The organism is Martelella sp. HB161492, from assembly GCF_013184775.1.
Classification (GTDB): domain Bacteria; phylum Pseudomonadota; class Alphaproteobacteria; order Rhizobiales; family Rhizobiaceae; genus Martelella.
Genome location: NZ_JAATVV010000006.1, coordinates 153,741 through 169,733, shown reverse-complemented (window position 1 = coordinate 169,733; position 15,993 = coordinate 153,741). Strand labels below are relative to the sequence as shown.

The following is a 15,993-nucleotide window of genomic DNA, read 5'->3' as shown; positions in this document are numbered from 1 at the left end:
GTCTCAGAAAGCGACCTTGTCGCCGCCCTTGAGGTCGAGAATGGCCCGCGCCTCCTCCGGCGTTGCAACCTCGCACCCCAATTCCTCAACGATCCGGCGGATCTTTGCAACCTGTTCGGCATTGTTTGACGCCAGCTTTCCGCGGGAAATGAACAGGCTGTCCTCCAGCCCGACGCGGACATTGCCGCCCATCTGGCTGGCGGTGGCGGCAAAGGGCATCTGTGCGCCGCCGGCCCCCAGCACCGACCAGTGATAATCCTTGCCGAACAACCGGTCGGCGGTCCGCTTCATGAAGATCAGATTGTCGATATCCGGACCGATGCCGCCGAGGATGCCGAAAATGAACTGGATGAAGATCGGCGCCTTGAACAGGCCGATATCCATGCAGAATTTCAGATTGTAGAGATGGCCGACATCATAGCATTCATGCTCGAACTTGATGCCATGCGGCGCCAGCTGCTTCGCCGCATTGGTGATATCGGCGAAGGTGTTGCGGAAGATATAGCTGTCGGAATTGGCGATATAATCCTTCTCCCACTCGAATTTGAAACTGTCATAGCGTTTGGCAAGGGGATGGAAGGAGAAGTTGATCGAGCCCATATTCATCGAGCACATTTCCGGCGAGAAGGTCAGCGCCGGGGCAATGCGTTCGTCAATCGTATTATGCAGGCTGCCGCCGGTGGAAATGTTGATCACCGCATCCGTCGCCTGCTTGATACGCGGCAGGAAGGCGGAAAAATGTTTGGGATCGATCGATACGCCGCCATCTTCGGGCCGCCTTGCATGCAGATGCAGGATGGAGGCACCGGCCTCGGCGGCGGCAATCGCCTGACCGGCAATATCCTCTGCTGTGAAAGGCAGCGCATCCGCCATGGTCGGGGTGTGGATCGCACCGGTAATGGCGCAGGTGATGATCGTCTTCTGTTTTGCCATGTCAGGCTCCCTGTTTCTGGTCAAGGCCGCGGACGCGGCGGCTTAAGGGGAAAAGCTCGGCGCCATGCCGGCCGCGGATCAGGCCCCACAACCCATTCGGGGCCTTCAGCATGGTGATGATGGCGACGGCGCCGAGCGCGACGAGATAGATGGTGCCGAGATCGGCGAGCGTTTCGCGCAGCGCGAAATAGACGAGCGTGCCGATGATCGGCCCTTCCACAGTTCCGATCCCGCCGATCACGACGATGAAGATGACGAAGGCGGTCCAGTCATTGGCGGAAAAGGCAGCATCCGGCGAGATCCTGAGCTTCTGCAGGAAGATCAGCGCCCCCACCAGCGTGGTGAGGCCACCGGTGACGATGTAGACGAGAAATTTGGTGCGCCAGATATCGATGCCGAGCGAGCGGGCGGCAAGCTCATTGTCGCGGATCGCCATCAGCGCCACCCCGCGACGCGAACGCAGGAAGAAGAACACCGCACCGGTGACGAAAACCGCAATGCCGAGCGCCAGCCAGTAGGTCAGGGCTTCGCGCGCCGCCCGTCCGTCGGCCAGTGATTTGACAATGATGACCGGCAGCGAAATGCCGGAACCGCCGCCAAGTGCCGTGGTCTGCGCCGCCTGCAGGCGGAACACCTCCGCCACGACCCAGGTGCCGATGGCGAAATAGGCCCCGCGCAGCCGGAAGATCAGCAGTGCGACGGGTGCGGCGATGATCGCGCCGATAAGCGGCGAAAGCGCAAGGGCTGCAAGCGGATTGATGCCTGACAGGATGGTGAGCGCGAAGAAGATATAGCCGCCCGCCCCGACATAGGCCTGCTGGCCGACCGAGACCAGCCCGGCATAGCCGGCAAGCAGGTTCCACAGCGAGGCCAGGGCGATATAGAGAAAGATCTCGCCGTAGAGCCGCATATCAGCCCGTCCGGCCCAGGCCGGGGCTGCGGCCAGAACCACGAGCACCAGCAGGAGCACCACCATCGATATGACGGAAAGCCTTGTCATGCGGGAAACGTGCAGGGGGGAATGTGTCATTCGTCGATCCTCGGGAAAAGTCCGCGCGGCCTGACCGCCAGGATGATCAGGAAGACCAGATGGCCGGCCTGGGTCTGAAAACCGGGATCGATCCTGGCCCCCAGCGTCTGGGCAACACCGAGAATGACGCCGCCTGCCAGCGTGCCCCAGAGATTGCCGAGCCCGCCGATGATCACTGCCTCAAAGCCGAAGATCAGCCGCGAGCCGCCGATTGACGGATCGAAGGCAGTGCGCATGCCGAGAAACACCCCGGCAACCGCCGTGACCGCAAGGCTGAGCGCCATGGCAAGGCCGAAGATATGGGCGCGGTTCAGCCCCATCAGCTGGGCAATATCCTGCCGGTCGGAGGTGGCGCGAAAGGCGCGGCCAAGGCCGGTGTGATAGAACATCCATTGCAAGGCGCCGACGATCGCCACCGCCGTGGCGAAGACGATCAGCGGCATGACGCCGATGGCTGTCTGCCCCATGGTCAGGCTGGCGGTCTCGATCGCGCCGCCATTGAGCTTCTGCGGATCGGCGGAATAGGCCATCAGCAGAGCGTTCTGGATGATCACCGACAGGCCGAAGGTCACCAGAAGCGGCGGCAATATATCGCCGCCCATCGTGCGGTTGAGCAGCAGGCGCTGCAGCAGATAGCCGATCAGCGCCATCATCGGCACGACGACGACAAGGGAGGTCAAGGGACCGATGCCGAGCATGGCGCATGTCGAAAGCGCCAGATAGGCGGCCAGCACGATCAGGTCGCCATGGGCAATATTGACCAGCCGCATCACGCCGAAAATCAGGCTCAGACCGGCGGCAAAAAGCGCATAGAGCCCGCCAAGCAGAATGCCCTGAATGATTGCGTCAAACCAGAACTGCATGGCATCAGACCCCGAAATAGGCATTGGCGATGGCCGCGCGGGTGACGCCATCGGAACGGCCTGCAAGCGATACCCTGCCCTCCTGCAAGCAGTAGAGCCGCGACGAGACCGAAAGCGCCCGGGCGATATCCTGCTCGACAATCATCGCCGTCAGCCCTTCGCCGACGATCGACGGCAGCGCGTCATAGATCGCCTTGATGATGACCGGCGCCAGGCCAAGGCTGATCTCGTCGAGCAGCAGAAGCTCCGGATTGGCCATCAGCGCCCGGCCGATCGCCACCATCTGCTGCTGGCCACCGGAAAGGGCGGTGGCGGGTACCAGACGGCGCTCCTCAAGCACGGGAAACAGGTCATAGACCCGCTTCAGGTTCCACGGTCCCCTGCGCCCGAGCTGGCCGCCGATGATGAGGTTTTCCTCCACGCTCAAGGACGGGAAAAGCAGCCGCCCCTCCGGCACCAGCGCGATGCCTCTGGCGGCGATCTGGTCGACCCTCAATGCGCCGATCGCCGTACCTTTCCAGGTGACAGCATCGGGACGGCTTTTGAGAAAGCCGGTAATGGCGCGCATCAGCGTCGTCTTGCCGGCGCCATTGGCGCCGATGATGGCGACCACCTCGCCGACACCGATGGCAAGATCGACACCGTAGAGCGCCTGAAAATCATTGTAGAAGGCATCGAGGCCGGAAATGGTCAGCAGTGTTTCAGGCATCGGCTTCAATCCCGAGATAGATTTCCCTGACAACCTGGCTCGCCATCACCGACCGGGGTTCCCCTTCAGCAATCTTGCGGCCGAAATCGATCACCATCAGCCGGTCGACAACCGCAAGCAGGGCATGGACGACATGCTCGATCCAGACGATCGAAATCCCGGTTTCGCGCAGTCCGAGAATGGTCTCGATCAGCGCATGACATTCATGTTCGGTCAGCCCGCCGGCAATTTCATCGAGCAGCAATATGCGCGGCCGGGCACACATGGCGCGGGCAAGCTCCAGCCGCTTTCGCTCCAGCAGTGTCAGGCTGCCCGCAATCACATTGGCCTTGGCGATCAGCCCGGTGCGGGCAAGCACATCGAGGCACAGGGTTTCGGCAGCATGGGCGGAGAGCCCTGCGCCCTGCGTCGCGGCGACAAAGGTGTTTTCGAAAATGGTCATGGCGGCAAAGGGTTGCGGCACCTGAAACGAACGGGCGATCCCGGCGCGGCAGCGCCGTGCCGCCGACCAGCCGGAAATATCCTCACCGTCCAGCATGATCCGCCCCTTGTCGGCTGCAATCGTGCCGGTCACCAGATTGAACATCGATGTCTTTCCGGCGCCGTTCGGACCGATAACGCCAAGCGCTTCACCCTTTTCGAGCGCCCAGCTCTGATCATCGGCGACGACGATCGCGCCGTAAGCCTTTTGCACATTGGAAAGTTCCAGAATGGCAGTCATCATCTCTCCATGCTTGGAGCACGGCCGCCTCAGTCGCCAGGCGGCCGCCGCTCCTTCAGTTCAGGAGTTGAAGCGTACCCGTCACCGGAATTTCCGGCGCCGGTGCATTGGTGACAATCTTGAGGTCGAAGCTCTTGTCAGGCTGCATCTGCCACTGTCCGCCGACCAGCGGCGTCTTGGTGACATTCCTGACCGGCCCGTCCGACCAGTTCACCTGGCCGACAATGGTCGGCAGGTTGGTCTGGACCGTTGCGTCGATGATCGCCATCGGATCATCGAGATCGGCAGCGCGGGCAATGACATTGGCCACCACCTCGAACAGCGCATGCTGATAGCCGATCGGCTGGGTCCAGACACGCCCCGTCGCCTTTGTGTAGCCATCGGCGAGATCGGCAGCACTTTCACCGGTCAGCGAGGATGTGAATGGATGGGACGGCGACCACCAGACCTCACAGGTGAGCCCGTTGCCGCGGGCGCCGAGCCCGTTGATCACCGAGGGGAACAAAAGCGCCTTGCCGATGGTGACGATCTTCGGGGCGAACCCCTGCTGAGCCGCCTGGCTCCAGAAGGTGCCGAAATCCGGCGGGATCATGTTGCCGGTGACGATATCGCAGCCCGCCTGTTTGAACAGGTTGATCTGGTTGGTGAAATCATTGGACATGGGCTGGTAGCGGCCGGGATCGACAAGTGTGTAGCCCGCGCCGCTCAAGGCCGGTGGCAGGCCGAGCTTGGCATCGCCCCAGGCATTGCCATCGGCATCGTTGGGAAACAGGCCGCCGACTGTCTTTTCAACACCGGAAGCACCCCACATGGCCAGAAAGACATTGATGACGTCCTCAAGCCCCCAGAAGAAATGATAGGTATATTCAAAGCCCTGTGTCGGCGTGCCGCCGCGGCCGAAATAATAGGGCTGCCAGGGGCAATTGGTGGTGATGCAGGGCACCTGATTGAGTTCGGCCTGATCGGCAACGGGGTTGACCGTATCCGGCGTGGCGGCGGCCAGCAGAATATCGACCTCATCGTCAAGGATCAGATCCGAGGCGACTTCGGCCGCCCGGTTCGGATTGGACTGGCTGTCCTTGACGATGATCTCGACCTGATAGGTCTTGCCATTGTTTGCGATCCCACCCTCAAGGCGCTGGCGCACCCCTTCGAGAATATAGTCATCCGCCTCGGCAAAGCCGGCCAGCGGCCCGGTGCGCGGGCTGACAAAGCCGAGCTTGACCGTCGGCTCGGATGCATAGGCGCGCGTATGGCGCAGGATTGCGGGTGCCGCGATCAGCGTCGCAGCACCGCTCAGGAATGTGCGTCTATTGGTAACAATTCTTGCCATGGTTTCCTCCCAGAACAATGCCAGAATGTCTTTTCAGCCGGGCGGCAATCGCACAGCCCGGCGCCGTGTCCGCGCCCGGCCTCACGCCGGGGGCGGGATCTCCTCATCCTCCAGAATGTCTTCAAGACGGCGCAGATGGGTTGTCACCCTTGCGCGCAGCCGTGCCGCTTTCTCCGGCGTCCAGTCGTAAAAGCCGGATCCCGATTTCATTCCCAGCCGTCCCTCGGCAATCATCTCCGTCAGAAGCGGCGACGGACCGGGGCGGCTTTCCAGATCCGCGAGAACCTGGCTGTGAATGTCGAGCGTCAGATCGATGCCGACGAGATCGGCATTTTCCAGCGGTCCCAGAACCGAAAGCCTTCGGCCGAAACAGGATTTGATCACCGTATCGACGGATGCCGCATCGCAGATGCCCCGCTCGACAAGGCTGATCGCCTCACGCCACAGCGCATGCTGCAGCCGGTTGCCGATAAAGCCGGGCACATCGCGGGCAACCCGAACCGGCGTCTTGCCGGCATCAGCAAGCAGCGTCATCATGGTTTCGACCACCGTTTCATCGGTCCATTCGGTTCTGATGACCTCGACCAGCGGGATCACATGCGGCGGGTTCCACCAGTGGGTGCCGAGTGCGCGGCTGCGGTTTTCAAGCCTGCCCATGATCGCGGTGATCGGCATGACCGAGGTGTTGGAAGCCAGGATGGCATCCAGCCGTGCATGTCGCTCGACTTCAGCGAAAATCGCCTGCTTGAGTTCTATTTTTTCCGGCGCCGCCTCGAACACGACATCGGCCTCCGCAACCGCCCTTTCGAGCTCTTCGCACACGCTGATCCTGCCGAGGATCGCCGCAATCGCCGGTTCCGTCTCGTCCAGCAGGGCAAGACTTTCGCCAATACGGGCAAGAACGGCGTCGCGGGCCGCCGCGACCGGATCGGTGATGGCGACCTTAAGCCCGGCCCGCGCCATGGTGAGCGCAATGCCGTGGCCCATGAGGCCTGCACCGATGACCGCGATTGTTTGGGGCTTTGCCATCATCAGCCTGCCGTATAGCCGCCATCGGCATAAAGAATGTGACCCGTATAGAAGTCCGAGGCCTTTGAGGCGAGGAACAGCAGCGGACCGGCAAGATCTTCCGGCTCGCCGAGCCGGCCCTTCGGAACGCGGCTCAGAAAACCGGTCCGCACGGTCTTTGCCGCTTCGCTATCCTCAAACATCCAGGCGGTCAGCGGTGAGCGGAACACGGTCGGTGCAATGGCATTGACGGTAATTCCGGTCGGTCCAAGCTCGCAGCCGAGCGCCTTGGTGATGCCGTCAACGGCAGCCTTGGAGGCGCAATAGGCGGTGTAGCCGGCCGGATGGCCGAGAAGACCGCGGGCCGAACTGACCAGCACGATCTTGCCGCCAGCCCCTTGCGCCTTCATCTGCGTGGTGGCGGCACGAGCCAGAAGCCAGCTCTGGGTGACATTGGCATCCATGACCGACTGGAAGGTCTCCGGCGCCATGTCCTCGATCTTGGCGACCTTGTTCATGCCCGAAGCGACCACCAGAATATCAAGCGATCCGAAGGCTTCGACGGCACTGCCAACTAGGCTTGCACAGGCCTTTGGCGTGTCGGGCCTGTTATTGACCTCGATGACCTCGGCGCCGGCGGCCCGGCATTCATCGGCGATCTCTTTCAGTGCTGCGCCATTGCCCGCCGCCAGCACCAGCCGGCAGCCGGCTGCCGCCAGCGTGCGCGCGGCGACCATGCCGAAAGCGCCCGAAGCGCCGGTAATCAGCGCGACTTTTCCGGTTACGGCAAACATGGAAAGCGGGTCCATCACGCCACCTCCTTCGGATAGGGGATCACCACCAGCATGGTGCAGACGTGATTGGAGCGGTTTTCGATCACCCGGACTTCTCCCGGTGCGATGGTGCAGCTGTCATAGCGGCCAAGCACCGTTTCAGCGCCATCAATGATCACGGTCATCTCGCCATCGAGAACCACATAGACTTTCTCGAAAGGGGTTGCGTCAGGACCGGCGCCCCCGCCGGGCAGAAACTGGCTGAGGCCGATCCACTGATTGGTCGGTCCTCCCGCTTCAAAACCCTGCAATCGCAGCCCGGTCACCCCCCGGTGATTGGGCGCGTCATAGGGTTTTGCGTCACTAAAACGCTTCAGATGCATCGCTCGCCTCCCGTCGATAGATACAATATGCATGTTGTGTCGGATGGTCCGCGCCGCCGCCGCCTCAAGCATGCGGCGCAGCACCGATCAGAAGGCTTCGCCAGCCTCGATCCGATAGTTCTGTCCCTTGTCGATCATCGCCACGAGGCGGATGATGCAGCCATCGCCACGATCCCAGTTCCAGGGGAAAAAGGCGAAGGTGCAGCGCTTGCCGGTGACCGCGTCGAGATCGCCGCCGACGTTTTCAATGCCGAGAATACCGTTCCTGAACAGGATGTTGTGAACCGGTTCCCAGTCCGGGAAGTCATCCTTCCAGTCGCGGCCGCCGGACCATTCCTTGTATTCCTCGGCCAGATGCGGCAGCAGCGGACCATTGCGCTGCGGGCCGATGGCGGTGGCCAGCGGATGGTCGTTGGCCTGGGTATCGTGGCCGACAACCTTGATGCCCTTTTCCACCATCCATTCACCGGCAGAAGGGACAAAACCCGGGCAATAGGCGAAGTAGTCGCCATCCTCATATTGCTTGTGCCAGCCGGTATTGATGATCAGCACATCACCCTTGCGGATGGCGTGGCCGCAGGCCTTTTCGAGATCCTCGCCGGTGATCGGCTCCCATTTCTTCTTCGGCAGGCTGACCACGAGGCCGGTTCCGAAGAAATGCGGCAGCGGCACCTCGTCAATGAAGGGCGTGCCTTGCACCACATGCGCCGGAGCGTCGATATGGGTGGTGGCATGCATGGTCGTGGTGATGCGCTGCGACAGCACCCCGGACTTGGCCATGTAATGGATGCGCTCGATCTGGGTGTCCTGAAAATAGGGCCAGTTGGGGTTCTGGAAGCCGAAGCGATGGCTGAGGCTGTAGAATTCAAGCCCCATCGTATTTTCGGTGTTGGATTCAAACTCGATGCCACGGATGGTGACCATTATGCGCTCCTCCTGCGCTCCGTTTCTCCTCACCGCAAGCGCTCCCGGATCCTCCGATCCGATGAAAATACTTGCGAACGGTTATTACCACGATATGATGCATGTGTATCGAATCGCGGTCAAGACATTTGTTTTTTGTCAGTTTTGCACCGTATCGTGGATCAGTCTGGCTGGCCTTCGGAGGCGGGGCATGCCATTGATCAGCTGATCTGAATGGGAGCGGACCTATGGAAAAGGCGAATAAAACCGAGCCTGCGCTGGCGAAAAACGGAATTCAGGTGATTTCGCGCGCCGCTGCCATTCTTCGGGCGCTGCGCGAAGACCCGAACGGCCTGTCGCTGGGGCAGATTGCCGACCGCGTCGGTCTTGCCCGTTCTACGGTACAGCGTATTGTCGGTGCGCTACAGGATGAGCGGCTCGTCTTTGCCACCGGCAGCGGCGGGATCCGCCTCGGGCCGGAAATCAACGCGCTGGCGGCGGCCGCCAAGTTCAATGTCGTCGATATCTGCCGCCCGCATCTGGCCGAAATCGTCCGCCAGATCGGTGAGACTGCCGATTTGTCTGTGCTCAAGGGCCATGCGATGATCTTTCTCGATCAGCTGCCCGGCACGCACAGGCTGCGCACCGTTTCGGCGATCGGCGATGTCTTCACGCTGACCGACACGGCCAATGGCCGGGCGGTGCTGGCCCGCATGCCGCAGGATATGGCCGAACGGCTGGTGCGGGAGGAATGGCAGCGGCGCGATATTGCCGGGTCCTGGCCTGAATTTGCCGCCATGCTGGAAATGATCCGGCGCGAGGGCATCGCCTTCGACAGTGATGAACACACGGTCGGCATTTCCGCCGCAGGCATCGCCTTTGCCGACTGGAAGGGCGCGCTTCACGCCATTTCCGTGCCCATTCCGACGCCGCGATTTGAAACGCAGAAGGAAGCGGTGCGCGCGGTGCTGACCAAAATCGGCGCCGATCTCAAGGACACGTTTGACAGCTAGAGCGCCGTGCGTCCTTTTGGACGCACCAGGACACTCTAGCTTATTGAATCGACGCATCGTTCTTTTTGAAAATCGATTCCGATTTTCAAAAAGAACGATGCACTAGGCGGCGCAGTGCCGTTCGCCTGCGGGCAAAGTGCGTTGACCGTATTGCAGTACATATGTATTGTATTGTGGTGCCATATGGAGGATATGGCCAATTCGGGAGGAGATCATGAAAATTGCTGTTCGCGGGGCGCTCGTCGCCGCGCTGTTATGGGCGTCTCCGTCATTTGCCGGGACGGTCCTGAAAGTATCGAGCTATCTGCCGCCAAATCACACCTTCAATGTCGAACTGGACAAATGGGGCAAGATGCTGGAGGAGAAATCCAATGGCGAGCTGAAGCTGCAGATCTATCCGGCCGGCCAGCTGGGCCCGGTCGAGCGGCAGTTCGACATGGCGCGCACCGGCGTCGCCGATATTACCGTTGTGCTGCACAGTGCCACGCCCGGCCGCTTTCCGCTGTCAGAGCTTGCCGGTCTGCCGCTGACCTATCCAAGTGCAGGCGAGACGAGTGAGGTGACCTCCGCGCGCCTGACAGAACTGGCACCGGAATACCTGGCCGATGAGCATAAGGGGACCAAAATCCTCTGGATGGCGGTCACACCGCCGTTGAAATTCAACTTCGCCAAGGTCGATCCCACCGGTCTTGATGCGTTCAAGGGCCTGCGGATCCGCTATGCCGGACAGGTGTTCCAAAATGTGATTGAGAAGCTGGGCGCCGTGCCAATGGCGGTCTCGCCGGGTGAAACCAGTGACGCTCTGTCCAAGGGCATCATCGATGCGGCGACCTTCCCCTTTGAGGCGACCATGGCCTTCGGTCTGGCGCCGACGCTGAAATATTCGCTGGAAAACGGCATTGCCTCGGCCACATTTGCGGTGGTGATGAACCAGGCCAAGTTCGATTCCCTGTCGCCGGATCTGCAAAAGCTGATCACGGACACGACCGGGACCGCCATGGCGCAGCAATTCGGCGCCGACTGGGACGCCCATGAAACGGCCGGACGGAGCTATCTTCAGGACAATGGCGTTTCCATCGTCGCCTTGCCCGATGCCGAAGCCGGCAAGCTCAAGGACCTGCTGACCCCGATGATCGATGAGGGAATCAAGGCGGTGGCCGATACCGGCAAGCCGGCCCAGGCCTTCTATGATGCCTATGTGAAGTAAGATTTCGCGGGCCGAGCAGGGTGTACCGTCCGGCCCGTTCGAACCTCACATCCCCATGCCATCAGATTGCCGCGCTGTGGCCACCGTCCTTGACGCGGTCTGGCCCCGTCACGGCAACATACCGAGCGGAACTGCCCATGCGTGACATTCTCGTCATCGATCGCGATGCCGGATTCTACTGCGACGCGCTTGGCCGCGCCTTTCCCGGCTTTACCTTTCATCGCGCGGACACGGCTGACAGTGTCAGCGCACCAGCACTTGAAAGCGAGGTCTTGATCGGCCTCGCGCCCTATCTCGGCGACGCGCTTCTCACCCGTATGCCCCGTCTGAAATGGGTTCATGCATTGACAACCGGTGTCGACAATCTCATTGCCGCTCCGGCCCTTGGCCCTGACGTCGTCATTACCAATACCCATGGCATGCATGGTCCGCAGATGTCGGAGCTCGCCATTTTGATGATGCTGTCCCTGCTCAGGCGCTTCGAGCAGATGATGGCGCAGAGCCGGGCCGGTGTCTGGCAGCGCTGGCCGCAGCCGCTTCTGTGCGGAAAGACGGTGACGATCCTCGGCCTTGGCGCGATTGGCGAAGCGCTGGCCGCGCGCTGCAATGCGTTCGGCATGACTGTGACCGGCATTTCCGACGGGCGGCAGACGGTTGATGGTTTCGCCCGGATCTTTCCGCGTGCCCGCCGCGCCGAGGCGGCAGCGGAGGCTGATTTTCTGGTGGTCATCGTGCCCTATTCGCCAAAGACGCATCACATCGTTGATGATGCCGTGCTTTCGGCCATGCGCCCCGGCAGCTATCTCATCAACATCGCCCGCGGCGGCTGTGTGGATGAGGCCGCCCTTCTCTCCCATCTTGCATCCGGCCATCTTGCAGGTGCCGGTCTCGATGTCTTTGCCGTCGAGCCGCTTCCCGCCGACAGTCCGTTCCGCGCCCTGCCCAATGTGATCGTCACCCCGCATATTGGCGGCATGAGCGATACCTATGCGGCACAGGCCCTGCCGCTGGTGAAGCAGCATCTCGCCGAATTTGAGGCTTTCGGCCTTAAGGGCATTACCGACAGGATCATCCGCGGCTAGAGCGCCGTTTCACGAAAGGAAAGTCGATGTCTCTGCGACTGAATGCCGTTTCCGATGCCGAGCTTGACCGCCGTTTTCATCTGCTGCGCGGTGAGATGAGCGCGCTCGGTCTTGACGCCATCATCGCCACCGGCAGCAATGACTGGCTGGGCGGGCATTTGCGCTGGCTTACCGACATGCCGGCCACCAACGGCTATTACCGCACGGCAATCTTCTATGCCGACCGGCCGATGAGCGTGGTCGAAATGGGCTCCTTCGGCGGCCGGAATGAATTTGCCGGTCGCGATTCCATTCACCGTGGGGTCGGACTGCAGCTGACGGCGCCGGCCTTCTCCGCCATTGCCCAGACCAACCGGCTCGACGGCGAACTTGTTGCCACGCAACTTCAAGACTGCCGCCGGATCGGCCTGGTGACGGCCGGTGCGATGCCAGCCGCCCTGCTTCATGCCATCGAAGCGATTGACGGCATCGAAATCATCGACGCAACCCCGCTTCTCGACCGGCTGAAGGCCGTAAAAAGTGCCGAGGAAATCGAGAATTACCGGCGGACCTGCCGCCTGCAGGACGAGACCTTCGCCCATGTGCTGGGGGTCATCAGACCCGGCATGCGCGACATCGATGTCGCCAGTGCCGCCATGGCGAAGGCGCAGGCGCTTGGCAGCGATCAGGGCATCGTGCTGTGCGGTTCGGCGCCGCAGGGAAAGGCCGCCCGCTTCAATCCGCGCCATCTTCAGGGCCGGGTGATCGAACCCGGCGATCACTTTTCCATGCTGATCGAGGTGAACGGTCCGGGCGGCGCCTATGCGGAAATCGCCCGCACCATCGTGCTCGGCCATGCGACCGATCCGCTGAAACGCCATTTCGATACCGTGCTGGAAGCGCAGCAGGCCACGCTGTCTGCGATGAAACCGGGCGCGGCGGCGGCGGAGATCGCCGCTGCCCATGACCGCTTCATGCTGGCGCGCGGTCTACCGCCAGAAACCCGGCTTTATGCCCATGGACAAGGCGGCGACATGGTGGAGCGGCCCCTGATCCGTGCCGATGAGACGATGGTGCTTGCCGAAAACATGACGCTCGCGGTTCATCCCGGCTATGACGACGGCACGGTCTTCGCCGTGATCTGCGACAATTACACGATCGGCCCGGCAGGCCCCCTGCCCTGTGAGCACAAGACCGCAAAGACAATCTTTGAAATCCACTGACGGGAGTGAGACGGGATGACGGGAAAAATCGCACTTGAAGAACACTTCATGGCGCCGGGCATGGAGGACTATTTCGCCAAAACGGCGATCAATATCAGCCCGGATCTTTTCGGCAGGGCGGCTGAAGCCCTGGCCGATTTCGGCGACAGGCGGCTTGCCGCCATGGACCGGATCGGCATCGACCATGCCGTATTGTCACTGTCGGGTCCCGGCGTGCAGGCCGAAGCCGATACCGCCACAGCCGTGCGCAAGGCGGCCGCCTGCAACGACTTCCTGGCGGCGAAAATGGCCGGGAGCAAGGGCCGCTATGGCGGCTTTGCCCATCTGGCGGTGCAGGATCCGAAGGCCGCTGCCGACGAACTCGAACGCGCCGTCAGCCAGCTTGGCATGTCCGGCGCCATGATCAACGGCCAGACCAATGGCGCCTATCTTGATGATGACCGGTTTTCGGTTTTGTGGGAACGCGCTGCCGATCTGCAGGCGCCGATCTATATCCATCCCTATAATCCTCCGGACTTTCCGTACATGTATCACAACCATCCGGAACTGTTCGGTCCGGTCTGGAGCTGGACGGTGGAGACCGGGAACCACGCGCTGCGGATCATTTTCGGCGGCATTTTCGACCGTTTCCCGAAAGCACGGTTGCTGCTTGGCCATATGGGCGAGACGCTGCCCTACCAGCTCTGGCGTTTTGACAGCCGCTTTGAGATCTCCAATCGCGGCGACCGCCGGCTGGCGATGAAACCATCCGACTATTTCCGCCGCAATGTCTGGGTGACCACCGCAGGCGTCTGCTCTGATGAACCGCTGCGCTGTGCGCTGGATGCGCTCGGCGCTGAGCGGGTGATGTTCTCGGTCGATTATCCTTTCGAAAAACCCGAAGAAGCCGGACACTGGATCGACCATGCGCCGCTTTCCGATCAGGAGCGCCGGGCTGTCTGCCACGACAATGCCGAACGGCTTCTTGGCGCGGTGAAGCGCTGACGGAGTTGATCGTGCAACTCACGTAATGCGCAGCGGGGTTGCCCTGGCCGCAGCGATATACTGCTATCGGCTTCCATGGCGAGACTGCGTGGGCCACGCCAGGACAATCCTGAGGCAAGTGGTCCCCTCAACCTTTGACAGCTGTCAGCAGCCCTGCCCCCACGAGCCATCCGGCACCTATGCGATTGGCGATGCGGATATGGCTGCGCCGGCCAAAATACCGGGAGATTTTCGATCCGAGCAGAATCCATGCCGCGTTGCTGAGAACGACAAGGCTGAGAAATGTCGCTTCGATCATGACAATCTGCGGGAAAAATGCGTGGTCGGCAGAGATGAACTGCGGCAGGAAGGCGACGAAGAAGACGATGTCCTTTGGATTCAGCGCCGTCACCCAATAGGCGTTAGCAAATGCCCCCCATCCTTTGAACGGCGCATGGTCGTCTGCGGCGATCGGCTTTGTGTCGTCTCTCCAGAGCTTGATGCCCAACCAAAGAAGATAGACGGCACCAGCCAGTTTCAACGTCAAGAACAGGCTAGACGAGGCCGCAAGGATTGCGCCTGCACCGAGCATCGAAAGCGACATCGCGGTGAAATCGCCCAGCAGGACGCCCGGCACAGCCGCCGCCGCTGCCTTTGGCCCATGCCCGAGCGTATAGCCCAACAGCAGCATGACCACGGGTCCGGGGATCGCCAGCAAAGCAATACTTGCAGCGCTAAAGGCCAGCCAAGTGTGTATTTCCATAACATTTCTCCGAAACTAAACTTCGATTTGACTTCAATTCTATGCAGTTTTCTGCCAATTTCACGGCAAATATCTTTTCAGGTCGAAAGGAAAACTACGATATGAACTGGAGCCGGATGCCGCCGCTTTCCGCGTTGCGCGCCTTTGATGCCGTCGCCACGCATCGGAGCTTTTCGATCGCGGCTACCGGCTTGAATGTCACCGAGGCGGCCGTCCGTCAGCATGTCCGTGGCCTTGAACGTCATCTGGGGCTGGCGCTTGTCGAGCGGACAGGGCGCGGTATCAATCTGACTGCGGTCGGCGCACGTCTGGCTGATGCGACCCATGAGGGATTCGGCACGATCCATTCAGCGCTCGACGTGCTGCTTGCCGAAGAGGCGCTTCGCCCGCTGCGTATAACCGTCCCGCCCTCATTCGCAGAAAGCTGGCTGATGCCGAGGCTTGGTGAGTTCTGGTCTGACCATCCGGAGATACGGATCGAGCTTATTCCAAGTCTGGCTGTGCTAGATTTCAAACATGAGCGGCTGGACGTGGCGATCCGCTACGGGCACGGCGATTGGGCTGATTGTAAAAGCCGGTATCTCGTATCCGGCGAATATCTTGTCGTCGCGCGGACGGACACGTTCTCTGACAGGATCAGCGCTGACCCGGCGTCCATGGCAGAGCAGTGCTGGCTGTTCGAAACCGGACGCACCGAACATATGCATTGGGTGGAGCGGCATGGGATCGCGTTTGATGCTGCGCTGCACCGGCATTACCCGACCAATTCCCTGGTGCTTTCGGCACTTCGGGCAGGCCAGGGCATTTCGCTGCAATCCCGCGCCCTGGTGCAGCGCGATCTCGATAGCGGCCTCCTGTCCGTGCTCTATCGTGATCCCTCCGAAACCCTTGGATATTATGTGATTGTTCCGCCCGAGCCGGGCCCGGCCGTCAGGCATTTTCTAAAATGGCTGGAGCGCGCAAGCTGATGTAGGTTTGACAGCGGACGCCCCCCTCCGAAAGGCCCGGGTCCTGATCCGGGGGGCAATCCTGTCTCGCAGCCGCAATCGCCGCCCAGCCCCTCCTTATGGTGCCGTTCGGCAGGATTTTCGACTGCGTGCGCCCTGA

The 15,993-nt window shown here is 61.3% G+C and carries 17 protein-coding genes; 6 read left to right on the top strand and 11 right to left on the bottom strand.

Features of this window, described 5'->3' with window-relative positions:
• Positions 1 to 3: 3 nt before the first annotated feature.
• The 10 genes from HCK86_RS11740 to HCK86_RS11695 form a co-directional block, all read right to left on the bottom strand.
• Complete coding sequence (locus HCK86_RS11740) at positions 4 to 933, bottom strand: 3-keto-5-aminohexanoate cleavage protein (RefSeq protein WP_176084661.1); 930 nt, start codon at positions 931 to 933, stop codon at positions 4 to 6.
• Position 934: 1 nt separating this feature from the next.
• Positions 935 to 1,963 (bottom strand): branched-chain amino acid ABC transporter permease, encoded by a 1,029-nt coding sequence (locus HCK86_RS11735; protein ID WP_176084660.1) that lies wholly within the window; start codon positions 1,961 to 1,963, stop codon positions 935 to 937.
• Entirely contained in the window at positions 1,960 to 2,826 is an 867-nt protein-coding gene (locus HCK86_RS11730) for a branched-chain amino acid ABC transporter permease (RefSeq protein WP_176084659.1), read from the bottom strand. Before HCK86_RS11730 ends, HCK86_RS11735 begins: the two co-directional genes overlap by 4 nt.
• A 4-nt stretch (positions 2,827 to 2,830) precedes the next feature.
• Positions 2,831 to 3,535 carry an ABC transporter ATP-binding protein gene (locus HCK86_RS11725; RefSeq protein WP_176084658.1) on the bottom strand — a complete coding sequence of 235 codons (705 nt, stop codon included), beginning with the start codon at positions 3,533 to 3,535 and terminating at the stop codon, positions 2,831 to 2,833.
• Positions 3,528 to 4,256 carry an ABC transporter ATP-binding protein gene (locus tag HCK86_RS11720; RefSeq protein WP_210259900.1) on the bottom strand — a complete coding sequence of 243 codons (729 nt, stop codon included), beginning with the start codon at positions 4,254 to 4,256 and terminating at the stop codon, positions 3,528 to 3,530. The genes HCK86_RS11725 and HCK86_RS11720 overlap by 8 nt, the downstream gene beginning before the upstream one ends.
• Before the next feature lie 55 nt (positions 4,257 to 4,311).
• A complete protein-coding gene (locus HCK86_RS11715; protein WP_176084656.1) occupies positions 4,312 to 5,589 on the bottom strand; it encodes an ABC transporter substrate-binding protein in 1,278 nt (425 codons plus the stop codon).
• A gap of 81 nt (positions 5,590 to 5,670) precedes the next feature.
• Entirely contained in the window at positions 5,671 to 6,618 is a 948-nt protein-coding gene (locus HCK86_RS11710) for a 3-hydroxyacyl-CoA dehydrogenase family protein (RefSeq protein ID WP_176084655.1), read from the bottom strand.
• Between the two features lie 2 nt (positions 6,619 to 6,620).
• On the bottom strand, positions 6,621 to 7,406 hold the full coding sequence (locus tag HCK86_RS11705) for an SDR family NAD(P)-dependent oxidoreductase (protein WP_176084654.1): 786 nt from the start codon (positions 7,404 to 7,406) through the stop codon (positions 6,621 to 6,623).
• Positions 7,406 to 7,753, bottom strand: coding sequence for a cupin domain-containing protein (locus HCK86_RS11700; RefSeq protein ID WP_176084653.1), 348 nt, complete (start codon positions 7,751 to 7,753; stop codon positions 7,406 to 7,408). The genes HCK86_RS11705 and HCK86_RS11700 overlap by 1 nt, the downstream gene beginning before the upstream one ends.
• Positions 7,754 to 7,840: 87 nt before the next feature.
• Positions 7,841 to 8,677 (bottom strand): cyclase family protein, encoded by an 837-nt coding sequence (locus HCK86_RS11695; RefSeq protein WP_210259899.1) that lies wholly within the window; start codon positions 8,675 to 8,677, stop codon positions 7,841 to 7,843.
• Positions 8,678 to 8,904: 227 nt separating this feature from the next.
• Here HCK86_RS11695 and HCK86_RS11690 point away from each other — a divergent pair, with 227 nt between their 5' ends.
• The 5 genes from HCK86_RS11690 (at position 8,905) to HCK86_RS11670 (ending at position 14,144) form a co-directional block, all read left to right on the top strand.
• Positions 8,905 to 9,669 (top strand): IclR family transcriptional regulator, encoded by a 765-nt coding sequence (locus tag HCK86_RS11690; protein ID WP_176084652.1) that lies wholly within the window; start codon positions 8,905 to 8,907, stop codon positions 9,667 to 9,669.
• A gap of 214 nt (positions 9,670 to 9,883) precedes the next feature.
• On the top strand, positions 9,884 to 10,876 hold the full coding sequence (locus HCK86_RS11685; RefSeq protein WP_176084651.1) for a TRAP transporter substrate-binding protein: 993 nt from the start codon (positions 9,884 to 9,886) through the stop codon (positions 10,874 to 10,876).
• A gap of 137 nt (positions 10,877 to 11,013) precedes the next feature.
• Positions 11,014 to 11,958 carry a D-2-hydroxyacid dehydrogenase gene (locus HCK86_RS11680; RefSeq protein ID WP_176084650.1) on the top strand — a complete coding sequence of 315 codons (945 nt, stop codon included), beginning with the start codon at positions 11,014 to 11,016 and terminating at the stop codon, positions 11,956 to 11,958.
• A gap of 26 nt (positions 11,959 to 11,984) precedes the next feature.
• Positions 11,985 to 13,160 carry a M24 family metallopeptidase gene (locus tag HCK86_RS11675; protein WP_176084649.1) on the top strand — a complete coding sequence of 392 codons (1,176 nt, stop codon included), beginning with the start codon at positions 11,985 to 11,987 and terminating at the stop codon, positions 13,158 to 13,160.
• A gap of 15 nt (positions 13,161 to 13,175) precedes the next feature.
• A complete protein-coding gene (locus HCK86_RS11670) occupies positions 13,176 to 14,144 on the top strand; it encodes an amidohydrolase family protein (RefSeq protein WP_176084648.1) in 969 nt (322 codons plus the stop codon).
• Between the two features lie 127 nt (positions 14,145 to 14,271).
• Here HCK86_RS11670 and HCK86_RS11665 read toward each other — a convergent pair whose 3' ends face one another.
• Entirely contained in the window at positions 14,272 to 14,886 is a 615-nt protein-coding gene (locus HCK86_RS11665; protein WP_176084647.1) for a LysE family translocator, read from the bottom strand.
• A gap of 101 nt (positions 14,887 to 14,987) precedes the next feature.
• Between HCK86_RS11665 and HCK86_RS11660 the strand changes: the two genes are divergently transcribed.
• Positions 14,988 to 15,854, top strand: a complete 867-nt coding sequence (locus HCK86_RS11660) for a LysR family transcriptional regulator (RefSeq protein ID WP_176084646.1) — start codon at positions 14,988 to 14,990, stop codon at positions 15,852 to 15,854.
• Positions 15,855 to 15,993: the final 139 nt, after the last annotated feature.